Annotated in this window: 22 protein-coding genes; 9 read left to right on the top strand and 13 right to left on the bottom strand. The window is 60.5% G+C overall.

What is annotated here, in order from left to right; all coding sequences use genetic code 11:
* Positions 1-44 precede the first annotated feature (44 nt).
* The 8 genes from fabI to pspF all read right to left on the bottom strand — a co-directional run bounded on the left by fabI (position 45) and on the right by pspF (position 8,092).
* Positions 45-833, bottom strand: a complete 789-nt coding sequence (gene fabI / locus ENTCL_RS12430; protein ID WP_013366483.1) for an enoyl-ACP reductase FabI — start codon at positions 831-833, stop codon at positions 45-47.
* A 113-nt stretch (positions 834-946) separates the two neighbouring features.
* The gene (locus ENTCL_RS12425; protein WP_049940946.1) at positions 947-1,459 is read right to left on the bottom strand and encodes a winged helix-turn-helix transcriptional regulator; all 513 of its coding nucleotides are present in this window, start codon (positions 1,457-1,459) and stop codon (positions 947-949) included.
* Between the two features lie 206 nt (positions 1,460-1,665).
* Positions 1,666-2,472, bottom strand: a complete 807-nt coding sequence (gene sapF, locus ENTCL_RS12420) for a peptide ABC transporter ATP-binding protein SapF (protein WP_013366482.1) — start codon at positions 2,470-2,472, stop codon at positions 1,666-1,668.
* A gap of 1 nt (position 2,473) precedes the next feature.
* The gene (sapD, locus tag ENTCL_RS12415; protein ID WP_013366481.1) at positions 2,474-3,466 is read right to left on the bottom strand and encodes a putrescine export ABC transporter ATP-binding protein SapD; all 993 of its coding nucleotides are present in this window, start codon (positions 3,464-3,466) and stop codon (positions 2,474-2,476) included.
* On the bottom strand, positions 3,466-4,356 hold the full coding sequence (gene sapC / locus ENTCL_RS12410; protein WP_013366480.1) for a putrescine export ABC transporter permease SapC: 891 nt from the start codon (positions 4,354-4,356) through the stop codon (positions 3,466-3,468). The genes sapD and sapC overlap by 1 nt, the downstream gene beginning before the upstream one ends.
* Entirely contained in the window at positions 4,343-5,308 is a 966-nt protein-coding gene (sapB, locus tag ENTCL_RS12405; protein WP_013366479.1) for a putrescine export ABC transporter permease SapB, read from the bottom strand. The genes sapC and sapB overlap by 14 nt, the downstream gene beginning before the upstream one ends.
* Positions 5,305-6,954 (bottom strand): ABC transporter substrate-binding protein SapA, encoded by a 1,650-nt coding sequence (gene sapA, locus ENTCL_RS12400; protein WP_013366478.1) that lies wholly within the window; start codon positions 6,952-6,954, stop codon positions 5,305-5,307. The genes sapB and sapA overlap by 4 nt, the downstream gene beginning before the upstream one ends.
* Before the next feature lie 154 nt (positions 6,955-7,108).
* Positions 7,109-8,092 (bottom strand): phage shock protein operon transcriptional activator, encoded by a 984-nt coding sequence (gene pspF / locus ENTCL_RS12395; protein ID WP_162098840.1) that lies wholly within the window; start codon positions 8,090-8,092, stop codon positions 7,109-7,111.
* Positions 8,093-8,243: 151 nt separating this feature from the next.
* Here pspF and pspA point away from each other — a divergent pair, with 151 nt between their 5' ends.
* The 6 genes from pspA to ENTCL_RS12365 all read left to right on the top strand — a co-directional run bounded on the left by pspA (position 8,244) and on the right by ENTCL_RS12365 (position 12,342).
* Entirely contained in the window at positions 8,244-8,912 is a 669-nt protein-coding gene (pspA, locus tag ENTCL_RS12390) for a phage shock protein PspA (protein ID WP_013366476.1), read from the top strand.
* Between the two features lie 60 nt (positions 8,913-8,972).
* The gene (gene pspB / locus ENTCL_RS12385) at positions 8,973-9,197 is read left to right on the top strand and encodes an envelope stress response membrane protein PspB (protein ID WP_013366475.1); all 225 of its coding nucleotides are present in this window, start codon (positions 8,973-8,975) and stop codon (positions 9,195-9,197) included.
* Positions 9,197-9,556, top strand: coding sequence for an envelope stress response membrane protein PspC (gene pspC / locus ENTCL_RS12380; protein WP_013366474.1), 360 nt, complete (start codon positions 9,197-9,199; stop codon positions 9,554-9,556). The genes pspB and pspC overlap by 1 nt, the downstream gene beginning before the upstream one ends.
* 18 nt (positions 9,557-9,574) lie before the next feature.
* Positions 9,575-9,793, top strand: coding sequence for a phage shock protein PspD (pspD, locus tag ENTCL_RS12375; RefSeq protein WP_013366473.1), 219 nt, complete (start codon positions 9,575-9,577; stop codon positions 9,791-9,793).
* Positions 9,794-9,898: 105 nt separating this feature from the next.
* On the top strand, positions 9,899-11,296 hold the full coding sequence (locus ENTCL_RS12370; protein WP_013366472.1) for a YcjX family GTP-binding protein: 1,398 nt from the start codon (positions 9,899-9,901) through the stop codon (positions 11,294-11,296).
* The gene (locus tag ENTCL_RS12365) at positions 11,293-12,342 is read left to right on the top strand and encodes a YcjF family protein (protein ID WP_013366471.1); all 1,050 of its coding nucleotides are present in this window, start codon (positions 11,293-11,295) and stop codon (positions 12,340-12,342) included. Before ENTCL_RS12370 ends, ENTCL_RS12365 begins: the two co-directional genes overlap by 4 nt.
* Before the next feature lie 50 nt (positions 12,343-12,392).
* Here the strand turns inward: ENTCL_RS12365 and ENTCL_RS12360 are convergent, their stop codons facing one another.
* Positions 12,393-13,199, bottom strand: coding sequence for a MipA/OmpV family protein (locus tag ENTCL_RS12360; RefSeq protein WP_013366470.1), 807 nt, complete (start codon positions 13,197-13,199; stop codon positions 12,393-12,395).
* 279 nt (positions 13,200-13,478) lie between these two features.
* Here ENTCL_RS12360 and ENTCL_RS12355 point away from each other — a divergent pair, with 279 nt between their 5' ends.
* The 3 genes from ENTCL_RS12355 (at position 13,479) to caiF (ending at position 16,833) form a co-directional block, all read left to right on the top strand.
* Complete coding sequence (locus ENTCL_RS12355; RefSeq protein WP_013366469.1) at positions 13,479-15,146, top strand: SulP family inorganic anion transporter; 1,668 nt, start codon at positions 13,479-13,481, stop codon at positions 15,144-15,146.
* A 107-nt stretch (positions 15,147-15,253) separates the two neighbouring features.
* Positions 15,254-16,222 carry an acetyl esterase gene (gene aes / locus ENTCL_RS12350; protein ID WP_013366468.1) on the top strand — a complete coding sequence of 323 codons (969 nt, stop codon included), beginning with the start codon at positions 15,254-15,256 and terminating at the stop codon, positions 16,220-16,222.
* 218 nt (positions 16,223-16,440) lie between these two features.
* Positions 16,441-16,833 carry a carnitine metabolism transcriptional regulator CaiF gene (caiF, locus tag ENTCL_RS12345; RefSeq protein WP_013366467.1) on the top strand — a complete coding sequence of 131 codons (393 nt, stop codon included), beginning with the start codon at positions 16,441-16,443 and terminating at the stop codon, positions 16,831-16,833.
* A 61-nt stretch (positions 16,834-16,894) separates the two neighbouring features.
* On the opposite strand, the gene caiE is transcribed toward caiF, so the two are convergent.
* The 4 genes from caiE to caiB form a co-directional block, all read right to left on the bottom strand.
* On the bottom strand, positions 16,895-17,494 hold the full coding sequence (gene caiE / locus ENTCL_RS12340) for a carnitine operon protein CaiE (protein WP_013366466.1): 600 nt from the start codon (positions 17,492-17,494) through the stop codon (positions 16,895-16,897).
* Positions 17,495-17,510: 16 nt separating this feature from the next.
* The gene (caiD, locus tag ENTCL_RS12335) at positions 17,511-18,296 is read right to left on the bottom strand and encodes a crotonobetainyl-CoA hydratase (protein WP_013366465.1); all 786 of its coding nucleotides are present in this window, start codon (positions 18,294-18,296) and stop codon (positions 17,511-17,513) included.
* Positions 18,297-18,319: 23 nt separating this feature from the next.
* A complete protein-coding gene (gene caiC, locus ENTCL_RS12330) occupies positions 18,320-19,873 on the bottom strand; it encodes a crotonobetaine/carnitine-CoA ligase (RefSeq protein WP_013366464.1) in 1,554 nt (517 codons plus the stop codon).
* Between the two features lie 72 nt (positions 19,874-19,945).
* Entirely contained in the window at positions 19,946-21,166 is a 1,221-nt protein-coding gene (gene caiB / locus ENTCL_RS12325; RefSeq protein WP_013366463.1) for an L-carnitine CoA-transferase, read from the bottom strand.
* Between the last annotated feature and the right edge of the window lie 35 nt (positions 21,167-21,201).

Below are 21,201 nucleotides of genomic sequence, written 5' to 3'. Positions count from 1 at the left end.
AGGAAGGAATAACGCCCGACGATGTTCACCGCCGGGCGGGGCGCTTATTTGAGCTCCAGCTCGTTCATGGCGGCGATGCTGAAACCGCCGTCAACGTGAACCACTTCGCCGGAGATGCCGGCGGAGAGATCGGAGCACAGGAACGCGGCGCTGTTGCCAACGTCCTCAATGGTGACGGTACGGCGAATCGGGGTGACCGCTTCGCAATGCGCCAGCATTTTACGGAAGTCTTTAATCCCGGAGGCCGCCAGGGTGCGGATCGGGCCTGCCGAGATGCCGTTTACGCGGACGCCTTCCGGGCCCATCGCGTTCGCCATGTAGCGTACGTTGGCTTCCAGGGAGGCTTTCGCGAGACCCATGACGTTATAGTTCGGGATCGCGCGCTCGGCGCCCAGGTAGGAGAGCGTCAGCAGGGCCGATCCCGGGTTCAGCATCGCGCGGCAGGCCTTCGCCATGGCGACAAAGCTGTAGGAGCTGATGTCGTGGGCGATTTTAAAGCCTTCGCGGGTGACGGCGTTAACGTAGTCGCCGTCCAGCTGATCTCCCGGCGCAAAACCGATAGAGTGAACGAAACCGTCGAAGGTGGGCCAGGTTTTCGCCAGTTCAGCAAACGCCGCCTCAATGCTGTCGTCCTGGCCGACGTCGCACTCCAGAACGATGCTGGAGCCCAGCTGCGCCGCAAACTCCTCGACGCGGCCTTTCAGCTTTTCGTTCTGATACGTTAACGCCAGCTCAGCCCCTTCGCGATGCATCGCCTGAGCGATGCCCCAGGCGATGGACAGTTTACTGGCCACGCCAGCGATCAGAATGCGCTTACCGGAAAGAAAACCCATAGCTCGTAATCCTTATCGTCATTAGCAGGCAGGACACGCCCGTGATGTACCCGTATAAAGCAGAAAGTATATCATCCGCCGCCACCGCGGCTGGACCAACCTTGCGACGCAGATCAATATTTTAACGGCAGCTTTTTTATCTCCCGCAGGCGACCTTCTTCTATCACGATATACCCGCCCGCTTTGAGAGCGGATAAGATCTTCATGACGCCGCTGCGCGACAGCAGAGTCCGGTCGCGGATATAGCGCTCGGCGGTGGTGTTTGCCCGGAGAGCTTCAGGTTCGCGCATTAACGCGATCAGCAGCGTACGGATGGTTTCATACGAGGTCGGGGCCGTCAGGAGCTTGCTGTGGCTGTACAGCTTACTGGACAGCATCGTCATATGGCGGGCGAACAGCTCCCACAGATTATTATCCTGGATAAGCTGATGCGCCTGCGGCAGCGTCGCCAGCCGGCAAGGTTCCTGGGTCTGGATATAGACGTCGCGAATCATGCCCAGCCCCAGCACCAGCGGGGCGGAAATACGGTAGATCATCAGGTTGTCCGCATTACGGTGCAGGGAAACCGAGCCGCTGGCGATGAGGTAGCAAATGGGAACGTCGTTATCGACAAAAGGCAGCCGCATAATCTTCGAGATTTACGTACTGAAGCAGCTGGCGCGTCAGCGCCTGGGTCCACGATGAGGGCAGATTTGAAGGAAGGGGAAATGCGTCATTATCGTCCATTTCATAGGCCCTCAGTTCACGGTCTGCGTTGAGTATATTTGACGGCGGCGGAATCGTCCTGTCATACCGAAGGCAGCGGCGGCAGGAGAACCCTGCCGCGAGGGGATTAACGGTCCTTACGCCAGGCGTCAGCCGTCAGCGCTTCGCCAAAATGACCAGCGATAAGACGGCGGGTCAGCTCGTGCAGCGGGGAGGCCAGCACGTCGGCGGTGCTGCCGCGCTCCACCACCTCGCCCTGGTGCATCACCAGCACCTGGTCGCTGATGTGCTTCATCATCCCCAGATGCTGGGTCACATAGATATAGGAGATGCCTTGCTTTTCCTGCAGCTCCAGCATCAGGTTGATCAGCTGCGAGCGCATCGACATATCCAGCGACGCCAGCGCTTCATCGCAGATGATCACTTTTGGCCGCAGGATCAGCGCGCGGGCAAGCCCCAGACGCTGCTTCTGGCCCGGGGCCAGCATGTGCGGATAGTAGCTTACGTGGTCCGGCAGCAGCCCGACCATGCGCAGCGTGTCGATTATCTGCGCGCGGCGCGCCTCCGGCTCGAGGTCGGTATTCAGGCGCAGCGGAAAATCGAGAATCTGCGAGATGCGCTGACGTGGGTTCAGCGAGGTCGACGGATCCTGAAAAATCATGCGGATGCGCTGGCTGCGGAACGAATAGTCGCCAAAGTGCAGGGGATGATCGTCAATCAGCAGTTCACCGGTGGTTGGTTCGACCATCCCTGCCAGCATTTTCGCCAGCGTGGATTTTCCGGAGCCGTTCTCACCGATAATCGCCAGGGTCTGCTTTTCACGCAGGGTAAAGCTGAGCGGTTTTACCGCCTCAACCGTCTGGCGGCGGAACAGGCCGGTACGGTAGCGAAAGGTCTTACTCAGATTGCGAACTTCGAGCAGGGTCTCGACCATTTCACTCTCTCTCCATGTTCAGCGGGAAGTGGCAGGCGAAAAGGTGCTCGCGGGTGCCCGTCAGGCGCGGGGTCTCGATGCATTCGCGCTGGGCGTAAGGGCAGCGCGGGCCAAGCCGGCAGCCGATAGGCAGCTGCTCAAGCAGCGGGATCGCCCCCGGCATGGTGTTCAGGCGGCTCTTGTGCGGCATCGCCCGGCCAAAATCCGGGATGGCGCGGATCAGCGCCTGGGTGTACGGATGGTGGGGAAGGGTGACCAGCTCTTCGCTGGGGGCGCTTTCCACCGTCTGGCCGCAGTACATCACGTTGATTTTATCCGCCCACTTGCTGAGCATTTGCAGGTCATGGCTTATCAGCAAAATCGTGGTGTTGTTGTTCTGGTTGAGCCGCGTCAGCAGGCGGAAAATCTGCGCCTGGGTCGTTGGCTCCATCGCGTTGGTCGGCTCATCGGCGATCAGCAGCCGCGGCTGGTTGGCCAGCGCAATCGCGATCATCACCTTCTGGCATTCCCCTTCGGTGAGCTCATACGGGAAGCTGCGCATCGCGTCTTTGTGATCTTTAATCCCCACCCGGTGCAGCAGCTCAATCGCGCGGCGCTTGCGCCAGCCGATGCGCTGCCACCAGCGGCCTTTGAAGGTCCAGCCGGGGATGTTTTGCATCAGCTGGCGGCCGACGCGCTCCGACGGGTCAAGACAGGACTGCGGCTCCTGAAAAATCATCGACACGTTGTGGCCGACCAGGCGGCGGCGTTCGCGGCTGGAGAGGCGCAGCAGGTCGATATCGTCAAAGCGCATACGGTCGGCGGTGACCCGCCAGTTGTCTTTGTTTACCCCGCAGATGGCTTTGGCGATAAGGCTTTTACCGGAGCCGGATTCGCCCACCAGCCCGCGTATCTCGCCTTCGGCAAGCGTCATGCTCACGCGGTCGACCGCCTTTACCCAGCCCTCGTTGGTTTTAAACTCAATGGTCAGATTGCGGATATCGAGTAATGGCATTATTCCACCCCCGCATTGATGGCGCGACGGACGCCGTCGCCCAGCAGGTTCACCAGCAGGACGCTTATCATAATCGCCCCGCCGGGCAGCATCACCGTCCACGGCGCCACGTAAATCAGCTCCAGCGCGTCGCCAAGCATCGCGCCCCATTCCGGTGACGGCAGCTGGGCGCCGAGGTCAAGAAAGCCGAGCGCGGCGATATCGAGGATCGCCATCGACAGGGCGCGGGTAATTTCGGTGACCAGCCCGGAGGCAATGTTCGGCAGCACCGCAAACCACAGAATATTGAGGGTTGAGGCGCCATCAAGACGGGCGGCGACGACGTAATCTTTTTCCAGCTCGTCGTGCACCATGCTGTAGACCGAGCGCACCATGCGCGGCAGCAGCGCCAGCCAGACGGCGAACATCGCGTGCAGCAGGTGCGGCCCGGCGAAGGCCACCACGATAATGGCCAGCAGCAGCGACGGGATCGACAGCAGGGTATCAAGGATGTGGTTCAGCACCGCCGAGCGCAGCCCGTGGGTGGAGCCCGCGATGACGCCCAGCACCAGACCGCACAGCGTGGCGCCGAGCGTTACGACAAACGCGCCGCCCACGGTGGGCGCCGCGCCGCTGAGCAGGCGGCTGAGCACGTCGCGGCCCAAATCGTCAGTGCCGAGGAAAAAGGAGACCTCGCCGTAGCGCGACCATGACGGCGGCAGCAGCTGATAGCCGAGAAACTGCTGATCGATACCGTACGGCGCAAACCAGTTGCCGAACAGGCACAGCAGCGCCAGCCCGATGCAGCCGTACAGGCCAATCATCGCCGTGGTGTCGCCGTAGAATTTACGCCACACGGTGCGCAGCGCGCCGGGCGGGCGCTTCTCGAGATAGACGCTATCGTAAGGCATACCATTCCTTATGTTTCAGCGGGTTGGCCATCGCACCCAAAATATCAGACAGCATATTCACGATAATCACCAGCGAACCGACCACCATCACGCCGGCGGAAATGGCGGCGTAGTCCTGCTGGCGAATGGCGTTAATCAGCCAGCGGCCAAGCCCGGGCCAGCTAAAGACCATTTCGGTGATCATCGCCAGCGTCAGCATCGTCGAGAACTGCAGACCCAGGCGCGGGATCACCGGCGGCAGGGCGTTATGCAGCACGTGGCGGCGCAAAATGGTCAGACGCGATACGCCGCGTGTGGCGGCGGCCTTCACATAGTTGGAGTCGTAAACGTCGATGGTGCTGATGCGCATCAGGCGGATAACCTCGGTGGTCGGCGCCACCGCCAGCGTCAGCACCGGCAGCACCATATGGCGCAGGGCGCTGACGATCATCTCATCGCGCCAGGGCGAATCGGAAAGCCAGGCGTCGATCAGCGCAAAGCCGGTGACGTTTTTGACCTCATAGAGCAGGTCGAACCGCCCGGAAACCGGGAACCAGCCGAGGGTCAGCGAGAAAAACAGCGTCAGCAGCAGCGCCAGCCAGAACACCGGCACGGAAAAGCCGAGCAGCGCCAGCGCGCTTATCACATTATCCTGCCATTTATTGCGCATGATCCCGGCAAGCATCCCGACCGGGATCCCCACCATCAGCGCAAAGCCGAAGGCCAGAATGCACAGCTCCATGGTGGCCGGAAAGACCTCTTTGAGCTGGTCGGAAATCAGCTGGCCGTTGATGCTGGAAACGCCGAAATCCCAGTGCAGGACGCCGTTGAACCAGAACAGCCACGCGTTCCACAGCGACGCGCCCTGCAGCGGCGCGTGCGGGGTAAAGTAGCTCAGGCTAAAGCCGACGAAGGTGAGGAAGAACAGCGTCACCAGCAGCAGCAGCAGGCGGCGAAGGGTAAAAATGATCATGGTTTTTTCACCTCATCCTTCTTCTCACGCGAAACGCCGGCAAAAGAGGCGTTGCCGAACGGACTCAGCACCAGCCCCTTGATGTCGTAACGGTAGGCCTGCAGCCGCAGCGACGACGCCAGCGGCAGCACCGGCAGGTCCCGCGCCAGAATCTGCTGGGCCTCGTTGTAGGCATCAATGCGCGACGCCAGCTGCTGCGACGCCAGCGCTTTTTGCAGCACGATGTCGAATTCGCGGTTGCACCAGTGCGCAAAGTTGGTTTGCGAGGCGATCGCCGCACAGCTCAGCAGCGGGCGGAAAAAGCTGTCCGGATCGTTGCTGTCGGTGGCCCAGCCGGTCAGGGTCAGATCGTGGTTCATGTCCATCAGCCGCGCCTCCTGGAAACGCCCCTCTACCGGCACAATGATCACCTTCACGCCCACCTGCGCCATGTCGGCCTGGATAAGCTCCGCGGTTTTCAGCGGGCTGGGGTTCCACGCCTGCGAGGTGGTCGGCACCCAGAGGCGTAAGGTGAGGTTTTCAAGCCCCAGCGCCTTTAGCTGTTCGCGGGATTTTGCCGGGTTGTATTCGGTAATTTTAGCCTCGTTGTCATACGCCCAGGAGGCGCGAGGCAAAATTGACGCCGCCGTTTCCGCAGTGCCGTAATAAATCGACTGCATCAACCGCTGGTTATTGATAGCCAGCGCCAGCGCGTGGCGGACGTCCGGGTTATTGAGAGGCGGTTTATCGGTATTAAACGCCAGATAGGCGATGTTCATCCCCGGACGCAGGGTCAGGCGCAGACGCGGATCGTCGCGCAGGATGGTCAGCTGGCTGGCGGCAGGCCACGCCAGCACATCGCATTCGCCGGTGAGCAGTTTCGACAGCCGTCCGGTGCCGCCGGAGCCCAGATCAACCACCACCTGCGGCATGAGCGGTTCGCCGCGCCAGAAGGCGGCGTGGCGCTGCAGGCGGATGTACTGCCCGGCGCGATATTCATCAAGCTTATAAGGGCCGGTGCCAACGGGCTGGCGGTCGAGCAGCTCCTGCTTGTCGCTTTTGGTCAGCTTATCGGCGTATTCGGCCGACATCACCGAAGCATAGTGGGTCGCCAGATGCCAGAGGAAGGAGGCGTCCGGGCGTTTTAGCTGAAACTCGACGGTGTGGCTGTCGAGCTTGCGAACGCGTTCGACGCTGTCGGCAAACTGCAGGCTGTCGAAGTAGGGAAAGTTACTGCCGTTGACGTTGTGCCAGGGATGGTTGCGATCGAAAATTCGCTGAAAGGTAAACACCACATCGTCAGCGTTCAGCGGGCGCGTCGGCGTGAACCATGCCGTCGTCTGAAACTGCACGTCATTGCGCAGATGAAAACGGTAGGTGGCGCCGTTATCCAGCACTTCCCAGCTTTCGGCCAGTTCAGGCACCAGGCGGTAGGTATAGGGGTCGACATCCAGCAGGCGGTCGTAGATCTGCGCGGCGAGGGTATCAACGATCAGGCCGCTGCCCGCTTTTTGCGGATTGAAGGTATTAACCTGGCCACTGACGCAGTAGACGAAGCCGCTGTCGCGAATATCCGACGGCGCCGCAGGCGTTACCGCGGGAGCCGCTATCGCTTCACCGCACAGCAATCCCGCGACGGCCAGCAGAGATGAAAGTTTCAGGCGCATAAGTTCTTTGTAATGAAGACCAGTCTGCAAAGTGTATCGCACTTAAGGCGGCCAGGTACAAAAGTCTGCGTATAACCGCCTTAAAAGTCATCAAATCAGCGGGGTTATCGCCGTTGCTGACGATATTATGCTCAGTTTTCACCAGCGAACAGGCTTACAGCTGATGCTTTTTCAGCAGCGCCCGCAGCTGGTGGTAGGTCAGGCCCAGCTGCGCGGCCGCTTTTTTCTGGTTGAATTTGGCCAGCTGCAGCGCCTGCTCCAGTAGCCGCTTTTCCTGCTGCTGCTGAAACTCGCGGAGATCCAGCGGTAATACGGGTTCGCCGGTATGTCCGGCAGGGGCGGGCGGTACCTGGCGGTTAAAGGGATCGAGAATGATGTTGTCCAGCGGCGTCTCGCTCGTGCCGTGCCGGTATACCGAGCGCTCAACGACATTTTTAAGCTCACGAATATTGCCCGGCCAGCGGTAGCCGAGCAGCGTTTCCTGCGCGTGTTCGGTAAACCCGGGAAACAGTGGCAACCCCAGCTCGCGGCACATCTGGATGGCGAAATGGTCGGCCATCAGCATGATATCGCTCTGGCGCTCGCGCAGCGGCGGCAGGCGGACGACGTCGAAGGCCAGCCGGTCCAGCAGGTCGGCGCGAAAGACGCCCTCATTAACCATCTGCGGCAGGTCGGCGTTGGTCGCGCACACCAGGCGGACGTTGACCTGCAGCGGCTGGCTGCCGCCCACGCGCTCAAGCTCGCCGTATTCAATCACCCGCAGCAGCTTTTCCTGTACCTGCATCGGGGCGGTGGCCAGCTCGTCGAGGAACAGCGTGCCGCCGTCGGCGCGCTCAAACCGCCCGGGATGGCGCTTCTGCGCGCCGGTAAACGCGCCCGCTTCATGGCCAAACAGCTCAGAGTCCAGCAGATTTTCATTGAGCGCCGCGCAGTTCAGGGAGATAAACGGTCCCTGCCAGCGGGCGGAGAGAAAGTGCAGTCGGTTGGCGATAAGCTCTTTCCCGGTACCGCGCTCGCCGATGACCAGCACCGGTTTATCCAGCGGCGCAAGCCGTGAAACGTGCTCCAGCACCTCAATAAAGCTGTTCGCCTGACCGAGCAGGTTGTCCTTGTATTCTGCCATGATGAAATCGACCACTTGTTAGTGAAAATCACCATGCTACTGTAGCGGCTGCGTGGCGATAATTCAATCACATCTATATAAATCAATCAGATAAAAAGTTGGCACGGGAATTGTATTAACGTATCAGCAGGGCCTGGCCCGACAACAGAACTATGAGGATTGAATAATGGGTATTTTTTCTCGTTTTGCCGATATCGTGAACGCCAACATCAATGCGCTGCTGGAGAAGGCGGAAGATCCGCAAAAGCTGGTGCGTCTGATGATTCAGGAAATGGAGGACACGCTGGTTGAGGTGCGTTCAACGTCAGCCCGCGCGCTGGCGGAAAAGAAACAGCTGACCCGTCGTATTGAGCAGGCGAATGCGCAGCAGGCCGAATGGCAGGAAAAAGCCGAGCTGGCGCTGCGTAAAGATAAAGATGACCTGGCTCGCGCCGCGCTGATTGAAAAGCAAAAGCTGACTGACGTGATAACCACGCTGGAAAATGAGGTCACTCTGGTCGATGAGACCCTGACCCGTATGAAAAAGGAGATAGCCGAGCTGGAGAATAAGCTCAGCGAAACCCGTGCCCGTCAGCAGGCGCTGACGCTGCGCCACCAGGCCGCCAGCTCCTCTCGCGACGTTCGCCGCCAGCTCGACAGCGGTAAGCTTGACGAAGCGATGGCGCGCTTTGAGTCTTTCGAGCGCCGCATCGACCAGATGGAAGCCGAGGCGGAAAGCCACAGCTTTGGTAAGCAGAAGACGCTGGATCAGCAGTTTGCCGAGCTGAAAGCGGATGATGAAATCAGCGTGCAGCTGGCCGAACTGAAGGCCAAAATGAAACAGGATAACCAATAAGATTTCCCGGGCGGCACCCGATGAGGCGTGCCGCAGCTCATCATCTTGTAAGGAGTACTCATGAGCGCGCTTTTTCTAGCCATACCGTTGACCTTGTTCGTGCTGTTTGTCCTGCCGGTCTGGCTGTGGCTGCATTACAGCAACCGTTCCCGCGGCGGCGAGCTGTCGCAAAACGAGCAACAGCGCCTGGCGCAACTCAGCGATGAGGCGACGCGTATGCGCGAGCGTATTCAGGCGCTGGAAGACATTCTTGATGCCGAGCATCCAAACTGGAGAGAAAAATAATGGCCGGACTCGATTTATCTAAAAAGCTGTGGCGCATTCCGCAGCAGGGCATGGTGAAGGGCGTCTGCGCCGGGATCGCGCAGTACCTCGGCGTACCGGTGAAGCTGGTGCGCATTATCACCGTGCTGGCGATGCTGTTTGGGCTGTTTTTCTTCGTGCTGGTGGCGTACGTCATCCTGACGTTTGCGCTGGATCCGCTGCCGGAAGGGGCGATGGCGGACGCGGACGCCCCGAGCAACAGCGCGCTGCTTGACAACGTCGACGCCGTGCTGGCTGCGGGTGAACAGCGTCTGCGCGAGATGGAACGCTACGTGACGTCGGATACCTTCACGCTGCGCAGCCGTTTTCGCCAGCTCTGACTTGAGTGAGACCGTAAGATGAATACACACTGGCGGCGTGCCGGACAGAAGGTCAAACCAGGCCTGAAAATCGCGGGCAAGCTGGCGCTGCTGGCCGCACTGCGCTACGGCCCCGCGGGCGTTGCCGGGTGGGCCGTGAAATCGGTGGCGAAGCGGCCGCTGAAAATGCTGCTGGCGGTGGCGCTGGAGCCGCTGCTGGCGAAGCTTGCCGGTCGTCTGGCGCGGGGCATGAAATAGCCGCCTGCCGCTCACAGCTTGCGTACAGGTGTTGCATCTGTGCGTATTGTCCCCATCTAATACCCTTACACCAGGTCTTTTCCTTCAGGGCACAACAGGATGGCAATGAAGCGACTCAAAAACGAACTCAATGCGCTGGTAAACCGCGGCGTTGACCGTCATTTACGTCTGGCGGTGACCGGTCTTAGCCGCAGCGGCAAGACGGCGTTCATTACGGCGATGGTCAACCAGCTGCTCAACGTTCATGCCGGTGCCCGCCTGCCGCTGCTCAGCGCCGTACGCGAAGAGCGCCTGCTGGGCGTAAAGCGTGTACCGCAGAAGGACTTTGGCATTCCGCGTTTTACCTATGATGAAGGGCTGGCGCAGCTTTACGGCACGCCGCCGGCCTGGCCGACGCCGACGCGCGGGGTTAGCGAAATCCGCCTGGCGCTGCGCTACCGCTCTAACGACTCGCTGATGCGCCACTTTAAGGATACCTCGACGCTGTATCTGGAGATTGTCGATTATCCGGGCGAGTGGCTGCTCGATTTACCCATGCTGGCGCAGGACTATCTGACCTGGTCGCGGCAAATGACCGGTCTTTTGCAGGGGCAGCGCGGGGAGTGGTCCGCCCGCTGGCGGCAGCTGTGCGAAGGGCTCGACCCGTTAGCGCCTGCCGATGAAAATCGTCTGGCGGAGATCGCGCAGGCGTGGACCGACTATCTGCACGCCTGCAAGCAGGAAGGGCTGCACTTTATTCAGCCGGGACGGTTCGTGCTGCCCGGCGATATGGCGGGCGCGCCGGCGCTGCAGTTTTTCCCGTGGCCGGATGTCGATGCCGTAGGCGAAGCCCGGCTGGCGCAGGCGGATAAACACACCAACGCCGGGATGCTGCGCGCGCGCTTTAACTACTACTGTGAACATGTGGTGAAGGGGTTCTATAAGAACCACTTTTTACGCTTTGACCGCCAGATTGTGCTGGTGGACTGCCTGCAGCCGCTCAACAGCGGGCCGCAGGCGTTCAACGATATGCGGCTTGCGTTGACGCAGCTGATGCAAAGCTTCCACTACGGCCAGCGTACGCTGTTCCGGCGGCTTTTTTCCCCGGTGATCGACAAGCTGCTGTTCGCAGCGACCAAGGCTGACCACGTGACCGTCGACCAGCACGGCAATATGGTCTCGCTGCTGCAGCAGCTTATCCAGGATGCCTGGCAGAATGCGGCCTTTGAGGGCATCAGCATGGACTGCCTCGGGCTTGCCTCGGTGCAGGCTACCCAGAGCGGCGTCATCGAGGTCGACGGCGAAAAAATTCCGGCGCTGCGCGGCGCGCGCCTGAGCGACGGCCATCCGCTGACGGTCTACCCGGGCGAAGTTCCGGCCCGCCTGCCGGGGCAGGCGTTCTGGGAGCAGCAGGGCTTTCAGTTTGAAGCCTTCCGGCCGCAGGTGATGGATGTTGATAAACCGTTGCCGCACATCCGCGTGGATGCGGCGCTTGAGTTTTTGCTAGGAGATAAATTGCGATGAGCGACCCGTTAAAACCGCGAATCGACTTCGACGGTCCGCTGGAGGCGGAAAAACAGCCGCAGTTTAAGACGGCTCAGACCTTTGCCGACGAAGAGGCGCAGTCGTTTTCCCCGGCGGTGGTGGATTCTCCTCTTGAGGACGATGGACCGGCGGAGGCCGCCGTCGATGCGGCGCTGCGGCCTAAGCGCAGCCTGTGGCGGCGGATGGTGACCGCGGGGCTGGCGCTGTTTGGTGTCAGCGTTGTGGCGCAGGGCGTACAGTGGACGGCGAACGCCTGGCAAACCCAGGACTGGGTCGCGCTGGGCGGTTGCGCCGCCGGCGCGCTGATCGTCGGTGCGGGCGTCGGCTCGGTGGTGACCGAATGGCGCCGCCTGTGGCGCTTACGCCAGCGGGCGCAGGAGCGCGATGAGGCGCGGGATCTGCTGCACAGCCATGGCACCGGCAAAGGGCGGGCGTTTTGCGAGCAGCTCGCGCGCCAGGCCAATATCGATCATTCCCATCCGGCGCTCCAGCGCTGGTATGCCGCTATCCACGAGACGCAAAACGATCGCGAGGTCGTTACCCTGTATGCCCATCTGGTGCAGCCGGTGCTGGATGCCCAGGCGCGCCGCGAGATTAGCCGCTCGGCGGCGGAGTCCACGCTGATGATTGCCGTCAGCCCGCTGGCGCTGGTGGATATGGCGTTTATCGCCTGGCGCAACCTGCGGTTAATTAACCGTATCGCCATGCTCTATGGCATCGAGCTTGGCTACTACAGCCGTTTGCGCCTGTTTCGTCTGGTGCTGCTGAATATTGCGTTTGCGGGCGCCAGCGAGCTGGTGCGTGAAGTGGGGATGGACTGGATGTCGCAGGATCTGGCGGCCCGTTTGTCCGCCCGCGCCGCACAGGGTATCGGCGCCGGGCTGCTGACCGCGCGGCTGGGCATTAAGGCGATGGAGGTCTGTCGACCGCTGCCGTGGATAGACAACGATAAGCCGAAGCTCGGGGATTTCCGCCGCGAGCTGGTCGGCCAGCTCAAAGAGACGCTGAGCAAACGTCCCTCCTGATGTGCTCCCGGACAAGGGCGGCCCTTTGTCCGGGCTTTAAAACGAGCGCATTACCAGATGTAGCCCACCGCGAATCCCGCGTAAAGCTCGCCCGGATGCTGGACCAGAGGGCTGTTGGCGATGCCCTTATCGTAGTACTCGTAGTTGGCGGCAAACATCCCGACCCACTGAGGGCTGAAGCGGTAGCTGGTGATAATACCCACCATCGGGGAGAAGGTGGTGCCGGTGTCCCAAGCCGGGCGCTGGGCGGTGGCTTCACTCTCCGACACCCCGCCAAAGTAGTAGTTAGCCATCTTATCGCTGCGGATCATGACCCCCATCCCTGGCATGACGAGTAGCTTGTCCATCACGATGGGGAAATCGGCCCACAGCAGCAGCTCCTGGCCGTTGCTTCGCCCGGTCACGTCCGTGCTGATCCTGGCGCTCAGCAGCGCGTAGGGAGTGATGATACTGGCGCCGACTCCGGCTTCGAGCTCCCACTCCCGCTTATCCATTCCCCTGAAGGCCGCTTCCTCATCAGGATCCAGGTTGCCAAATCGCAATCGGCCATAGCCGTAGGCGGCGAAGGTATCGTCCTTGTGGAAATAGTAACGCGCCCGGTCCCCGAGAAACATGAACTGTTCACCGAAATAGACGGCGCCGGGCACGATATACGTTGAATTGTCCTGCGCTTTATAGCGCGCCTGGCCGCTGATAACGGCGCCCCCCAGCACCAGTCCCGTAGGGACCGGACTGTCAGGATTATCCTGAGCAAACAGGTCGAGTGAACCGAGCTCAACGTCTGCTCGGGCGGAAGGGCAAAGCAAAAGCGGCAGCAGTATACTGAGTGCAATGGCAAACGGTGAAAATCCCCTCATTACATCTCCGAAGTGAGGTGGGTACAGTGGTCTGCCGCCGGTTCTGGTGTCCGCGGCTACAATCAAAAAAAGAGCATTCAGCATGACCTGGAAAATACCATGATGACAGGGCGACCTCCAGGTGAAAACGTTCATAAATCATAACCCGTTTCCCGCAGCCCTGGTCACCACCGGTGGTAGAATAAAAGGGTACGGTAGCTGCGTTTTACATGCCTGTCGCGAAGCGGCGCAGGCGCATTGCCACCGTCAGAACTGCCGTTAAACGGGGAGGCCGATACCATGGCACAACATGCAAGCGGAGTCAGGTTCGGCATGTCCGATTTGCTGGCCGGCGTCACGGCGTCGGCCGTCGTATTGCCCAAAGCCATGGCCTATGCCACCGTAGCAGGCTTGCCTGTGGCGACCGGCCTGTACACGGCATTTGTCCCCGTGCTGCTTTATGCCCTGCTGGGGTCGTCCAGGGTGCTGAGCGTCAGTTCGACCAGCACGCTCGCTATCCTGACGGCGACCCAGCTTGCGGCGGTGGTTCCGGATGGCGACCCGGGGCGGCTGTTCACGGTGACGGCCACCCTGACGCTGCTGGTGGGCGCGATACTGCTGCTGGCGGCGGCGCTGAGGCTTGGGTTTGTGGCAAGCTTTATTTCCCTGCCGGTTCTCGTGGGGTTCAGAAGCGGCATCGGGCTGGTCATTATTCTGGATCAGCTGCCAAAGGTCTTTGGGATACATATCCAGAAAGACAACTTTTTTATGGATCTCTTCCACCTGATTCAGGCGCTACCGGAGACGTCATGGCTGACGCTGGCCGTTGCCCTCGCCACGCTGGCGATACTGGTCGTGATGGAGCGGCGGTTCCCGCATTCGCCCGCGCCGCTGCTGGGCGTCGGGGCCGGGATAGCGCTGGTCTGGGGATGGGGGCTGAATGAGGCGGGCGTCTCCATCATCGGCACTATTCCTGTCGGGCTGCCAGGCCTGACGATGCCCGATCTGGCGCTGGTGCTGCAGCTGCTGCCTGGGGCGACGGGGATTGCCCTGATGAGCTTTACCGAGACCATTGCCGCCGGTCGGGCCTTCGTCCAGAAGGGGGAGCCGGATATTGCGCCGAACCGTGAGCTGGCGGCGACCGGGCTTGCTAATCTCGGCGGGGCCTTTTTTGGCAGCATGCCGGCGGGGGGCGGAACCTCCCAGACGGCGGTGATCCGCTCCGTCGGCGGAAAATCGCAGTGGGCCAGCGTCGTCACCGCGGCGATGGCGCTGGCGACCATGGTGTTCCTTGCGCCGCTGTTATCCTGGCTGCCTCATGCCACCCTGGCGGTGGTGGTCATCGTCTATTCGGTGGGCCTTATTCAGCCGGAGGAGTTCCGCCGGATAGGCCGGATCCGCATGATGGAGCTGCGCTGGGCCGCCATCGCCTGCCTGGGCGTGCTGCTGTTTGGCACCCTGCAGGGAATTGTTGTCGCAATCCTGGTTTCCCTGCTGGGGCTGGCCAGCCAGACGGCGCAGCCCCGGGTCTATGTCATTGGCCGTAAACCGGGCGCCGATGTGCTGCGTCCGCTTTCCGGGCAGCACCCCGGGGATGAGACGATCCCGGGGCTGCTGATCGTGCGCCCGGAGGGGCGTCTTTTCTTTATCAATGCCCAGTATGTGGCATCCCAGGTTCGCCAGCTGATTGAATCTGAAGCCCCGCGGGTGGTGGTGCTGGACATGAGCCGGGTGCAGGACGTGGAGTATTCAGCGCTTATCATGCTGATGGAAAAAGAGCAGCGGGTGCGGGCCGCGGGGATCGATTTCTGGCTGGCCGGGCTCAACCCCGGCGTGCTGGAAAACGTGCGCCGAAGCGGGCTCGCCCGGCAGCTGGGCGAAGGCCGCCTGCTGTTTAATACCCGGGCCGCGATTCGCCAGTACCAGCAGCAATATCCGCTACCGGACGACCGCGCCGATCGCGACTGACGGGCGTGGCTCCGGGCGGCGCGGGGATTGTTCAATATCGGACGGCGGCGTCGCAGTTTTTCAGCGCGGCCTCCCTACAATAGCGGGAATTTCATCAGGAGGGAGCCATGAAACCCGATAACAAAATTCCCGTTCTCGACCGCATTTCCGGGCAGATGCGCGAGGTGCTTGAATTTCAGGCGTCATTACCGCAGGCCGTCTGCGCCGCGGACGACTACGCCGCCATGCGTCAGGCCTATAACGACGAGCGTCGCTACTGGAACGAAGGCGGGCCGCAGATGCTGCGCACCGAGGAGGTCGCGGTGCCGACGGCATGGGGCCACGTCCTGACGCGGATCTACGCGCCGCAGGCGCAGCCCGGCGCCACGCTTTTCTATGTGCACGGCGGCGGGTTTATTCTCGGTAATCTGGATACGCACGATCGCATTATGCGCCTGCTGGCGCATTTTAGCGGCTGTACGGTGGTCGGCATCGACTATTCGCTCTCGCCGCAGGCGCGTTTTCCGCAGGCGATTGAGGAGATTGTGGCCGTTTGCCAGTTTTATCGCCGCCACGGCGAGCGCTATGGCCTGAACAGCGAACGCATCGGGCTGGCGGGGGACTCCGCGGGCGCGATGCTGGCGCTGGCCGCTGCGCTGTGGATCCGCGACCGGAAGATCGACTGCGGCACGGTGTGCGGCCTGCTGCTGTGGTATGGGTTGTACGGGCTGCAGGACTCCGTGAGCCGCCGCCTGTACGGCGGCAGCTGGGATGGGCTTACGCAGCGCGACCTGGCGTCATATGACGCGGCCTATCTGCGCCACGCCGACGATCGCGATTCGCCGTATTACTGCCTGTTTAATAACGATCTCACCCGCGATGTGCCGCCCTGTTTTATCGCCGGCGCGGAGTTTGACCCGCTGCTGGATGACAGCCTGGCGCTCAGCCAGACGCTGCTTGCCCACGGGCAGCCCTGCCAGTACACCCTGTATCCGGGAGTGCTTCACGCCTTTTTGCACTATTCACGGCGGATGAACATTGCCGGCACTGCGCTGCGTGACGGCGCTCACTATTTCCTGCAACAGATAAACCGCTAATTCCCCCGAAAACCAGCATGTAATGGGCTTTTCCTGCACGCTGGTTTTTTTATTTCCTTTTATCACCGAATGCGTACGGTTTTACTCACGCTACATATTCTTTCTGTTCTATATTAATTTGCAATTAACCTTAATTTTAATGCGTGTTTATTACGGCAGCCTCATTATGCCGAATAAACCCTCACAAAGAATTGTTAGCTTGTAATAATGGAGTATCTATGTGTGAAGAATATGTTGATAAACCGCTTTATTTGTTAATTGCTGATTGGGTGATGGCGCAGAATCGCTGGGTCAGCGCCAAAGAAATTGCCGGACAATTCGATATTCCCCACTGCAAAGCCATTAATACCGTCTCCTATATTCTTGCCGAAGTAGGGGAAATTGAGTGTGAAACGAAAACCATTCCTAACCAGCTGGAGGGCAGGGGGTGCCAGTGCCAGCGTCTGGTTCGCGTACGCAAGATAAGCAAACTGCTGTATGAGCGGCTGAAGTCTCCCGCCTCGGTCAAAAGTACGCTGTGCGCCAACCCGTCGGCGCCGATGGTGCCGCCGGGCGAGCTGAATCGCGAGCAAAAGTGGCAGTGGATGCTCTCTAAGACCATGCGCCGCTAAGATAGCGTACGAACGGAAAGCGCCGCCGGGCGATGCCAGACAGGCGCAGCGCGCCTGTTGATTATCGTTGCTGATGTTTAGGCTGTACCGCCGTGGTGCCGCGCAGCCGCGGGCGGTTCGGCTCCGGCTCGGCCAGCGGCGCGGCTTCGCGAAGCCCGCGGCGGCAGCGTTCGGCGAGGTCCTGATACTCGCGGGTGTTTAAGCGCTTCCAGTACAGCTCGTCGTCAGAAACCGCCCGCAGGCAGCGGGCCGGGGTACCCACCAGCAGCTGCCGGGGCGCGCCCGCGAAACCGGCCTTCACAAAGCTCATCGCGGCGACAATGCTCTCATCGCCGATGACGGCGCCATCCATCACCACGCTGTTCATACCGACCAGCGCGTCCCGGCCGATGATGCAGCCGTGCAGCACCGCGCCGTGGCCGATATGTCCGCACTCCCGCACCACGGTATCAGTGTCGCAGTAGCCGTGCATAATGCAGCCGTCCTGAATATTCGCGCCCGCCTCGACGATAAGCCGTCCATAGTCGCCCCGCAGCGACGCGTGGGGGCCGATATAAACACCGGGACCGACGATAACATCCCCGATGAGTACCGCCGTCGGGTGAACCCAGGCGGTGGGGTGGACGACCGGCACCAGGCCTTCAAACGCATAATAGCTCACGACGCGCTCCTGTCGGTTAACGGCCCAGCCACTGCGGCGCGCGTTTTTCGGCAAACGCCAGCGGGCCTTCCGTAGCGTCCTCAGAGTGCAGGACGGCCGGGTAGTGTTTAAGTATGCCGCTGCGCATCAGCTGGTAGCCCTCTTCAACGCAGAGCTCGCCGGTGGCACGGCAGATCTCTTTGAGCGCCGCTACCGCCAGCGGCGCGCTGTCGACGATTTGGGCGGCAAGCTCGCGGGCGTTTTCCATCAGCGCATCGGCGCTGACCACGCGGTTGACTATCCCCCAGCGCAGCGCCTCCTCCGCGCCCATCCGCCGTCCGGTCATTACCATTTCGTTAACGATGGCGGGCGGCAGGATCTTCGGCAGGCGCAGCACGCCGCCGCTGTCCGGTACTATGCCCAGTTTGGCTTCCGGCAGGGCAAAGCTTGCGTGATCGGCGCACACGATCATGTCGGCGGCCAGCGCCAGCTCAAAACCACCACCGAAGGCATAGCCGTTCACGGCGGCGATCACCGGCTTATCAAGGTTGAATATTTCGGTGAGACCGGCAAAACCGCCGGGACCAAAGTCGGCATCCGGCGCCTCGCCGTCGGCGGCGGACTTCAAATCCCAGCCTGCGGAGAAGAAGCGATCGCCCGCGCCGGTAATGATGGCGACGCGCAGCGTCGGGTCGTCGCGAAACTGCAGAAAAACGTCGCCCATTTGCGCGCTGGTTTTGGCGTCAATGGCGTTGGCTTTTGGCCGGTCGAGAACAATTTCCAGAATTCCGCCATTGCGGGTCAGATGTAGTGATTCGCTCATTTTTTATTCCTTGCGTCATCGTGTTATTTCAAATATTTCTTGATCACTTTTCCCGAGCAGTTGCGCGGTAAATCCTGACGAATTTCCATTAATGACGGGACCTTGAATTTCGCCATATTCATTGCGCAATAGCTGTAAAATTCGTGTTCGCTGAGAGTTTCGCCCTCGTTCAGGACGATAAAAGCCTTAATGGCCTGGTCGCGGATTGCATCAGGGACGCCGACGATGGCCACATCCTGAATTTTCGGGTGCGAGGAGAGAATATTTTCTATTTCACTGCAGGAGACATTTTCGCCGCCGCGCTTAATCATGTTGCTGCTGCGGTCGACAAAATAGAAATATCCCTCTTCATCGTAATAACCGTAATCGCCGGTATGCAGCCAGCCGTTGTCCCAGACCTGCGCGGTGGCCTCCGGCTGGTTGTAATAGGCTTTAAACAGTGTTTTGCCCGGTTCGCCCTTCACGCAGATTTCGCCAATTTGTCCGGCCGCCAGCTCTCGGTTCTGGCTATCGCGGATCTGCGCCGCGTAGCAAAACCCCGGACGGCCGATGGACGGCCAGCGGCGCTTATCGCCAGGGCGGTCGCCAATCAGGCCGACGATGGTTTCCGTCATGCCGTAGGAGGTGAGCAGCCGGACGCCGAAACGGCGGATAAAATCATCCTTTTCCTCAACGGAAAGATTGAGGTAGAACAGCACCTCGCGCAGCCGGTGCTGTTTTTCATCTGCGGCGGGCGGCTGCGCCATCAGCGTGCGGATCATCATTGGAATGCATTCGGTCACGGTGGCCTGATACCGCAGGATCTGCCGCCAGAAGGCGCGGGCGCTGTATTTCTCCAGCAGCACAAAGGTTGCGCCGGCGGAAAAGGCCGCCATGGCGGCGGTGCACTGGCAGTCGATGTGAAAGGCCGGCATGACGGTGAGATAAATATCGTCGCTGCGAAGCTGGCATTGCCAGGCGGTGTAATACCCGGCAAAGCGCAGGTTGTAGTGGGTAATCACCACGCCTTTGGGACGTGACGTGGTGCCGGAGGTGAACAGAATTTCCGCCGTATCCTCAACGCTGAGCGGGACGGCGTGGATGAGCGTCGTCGGCTGCCCGGCTTTGAGCTGCAGAAAGTCGAGCGTCTGCGCGTCGGACTCCGCCGCCGTTTTACCAATTAACAGGATACGCTCCAGCGACGTGCTGTTTTGCGCCAGAATATGCTGATAGGCCGGGTAAAAGCCGCGAGTGGTCACCACCATTCGGGCCTGGCAGTGCTGCAACAGCCAGGCGCTTTCATCACAGAGCAGCCGGGCGTTGACAGGAACCATCACCGCGCCGATTTTCGCCAGCCCAAACCAGCAAAAAATGAATTCAGGACAGTTATCCAGATGCAGCGCGACCTTATCCCCTTTGCGTATCCCGAGCGACCAGAAAAGATTGGCGGTACGGTTAATGTCTTCATTAAGGCCGGCGTAGCTGAACTGCTGTGCTTCACCCTGCGCGGACTCAAAAATGAGCGCGGTTTTATCGCCGTAAACGTCAGCTAAATCGTCCCACATCTGACGCAAGTTTTGTCCACCAATAACATCCATCGGACGCATATCCTGTTTTCCATCGCGGGATATTCAAGTCCGGGCCGGGCCCGGCTTGAACCCTCCGGGCGATTACTCCTCTGTTTTAGCCAGCCCTTTGTCGACCAGCCCCCTGATGTCGGCCTCGCTGTAGCCGATGTTTTGCAAAATTGCCGCAGTATCCATGCCGTGAGACGGCATACCCCGCCAGATCTGGCCCGGGTTGTTTTTGAATTTCGGCATCACGTTCGGGCCTTTGCAGCTGCGGCCGTCCTGGGTCTGCCATTGGGTGATGGATTCGCGGGCCACATACTGCGGGTTGCTTTCGAGTTCCGGAATGGTCAGCACTTTGGCGCAGGCGATGTTCAGCTCCGCAAAGCGCTCCAGCACCTGGGCGATGGTGTGTGCGGCCAGCCAGGCGTCGAGTTTTTCTTCCACCAACGGGCCGTACGGGCACTCGACGCGGTGGATAAGCTGCGTACCTTCCGGTACCTCCGGCGTGCCGAGCAGGTGGGCCAGGCCGATATCCTTAAACATCTCCTGAATCTGGGTAATCCCGACCAGCTCCATCACGATGTAGCCATCGCTGCAGGCGTACAGGCCGCATCCGGCGTAGTACGGGTCTTTGCCTTTGGTCATTCGCGGGCAGATTTCGCCGCCGTTGAAGTAATCCATCATGAAGTACTGGCCCATCCGCAGCATCACTTCATACATGGCGATATCGATGCTTTCGCCTTTTCCGGTCTGGCGCGCTTTGTACAGCGCGGCGAGGGCGGAGGTAGTGGCGGTCATGCCGGAGAAGTAGTCCGCGGTATAGGGGAAGGCGGGCATCGGCTGGTCTTTATCGCCGTTTTGAATAAGATAGCCGCTGAAGGCCTGGGCAATGGTGTTATAGGCCGGTAAGTTCGTGTACTGCGGGTCGCCGTATTGTCCGAAGCCGGAAAGATGGGCGATGACGAGACGGGGGTTGCGCTCCCACAGGACCTCATCGGTGATGCCGCGGCGGGCAAACGCCGGTCCTTTGCTGGCCTCGATGAAAATGTCGGTGGTTTCCATCAGCTTGAGAAACGCCTCGCGGCCTTCGTCTTTAAAAATGTTGAGCGACAGCGCCCGCAGGTTGCGGCGCGACAGTTGCGGGTAGTTTGGCTGCACGCGGATAGTGTCGGCCCAGGCGACGTTTTCTATCCAGATAACTTCAGCCCCCCATTCGGCGAACATCTGTCCGGCAAACGGTCCGGCGATCTCAATCCCGGAAAAGACCACGCGCAGCCCGGAGAGCGGGCCAAATTCTGGCATGGGTAAATGAGCGGTCATAGCATCACCTCGTAAATAGCATCCCTGAGACCTCT

Origin of the sequence: [Enterobacter] lignolyticus SCF1, assembly GCF_000164865.1 — a bacterium.
GTDB lineage: Bacteria > Pseudomonadota > Gammaproteobacteria > Enterobacterales > Enterobacteriaceae > Enterobacter_B > Enterobacter_B lignolyticus.
This window is presented reverse-complemented; position numbering and strand designations above follow the sequence as displayed.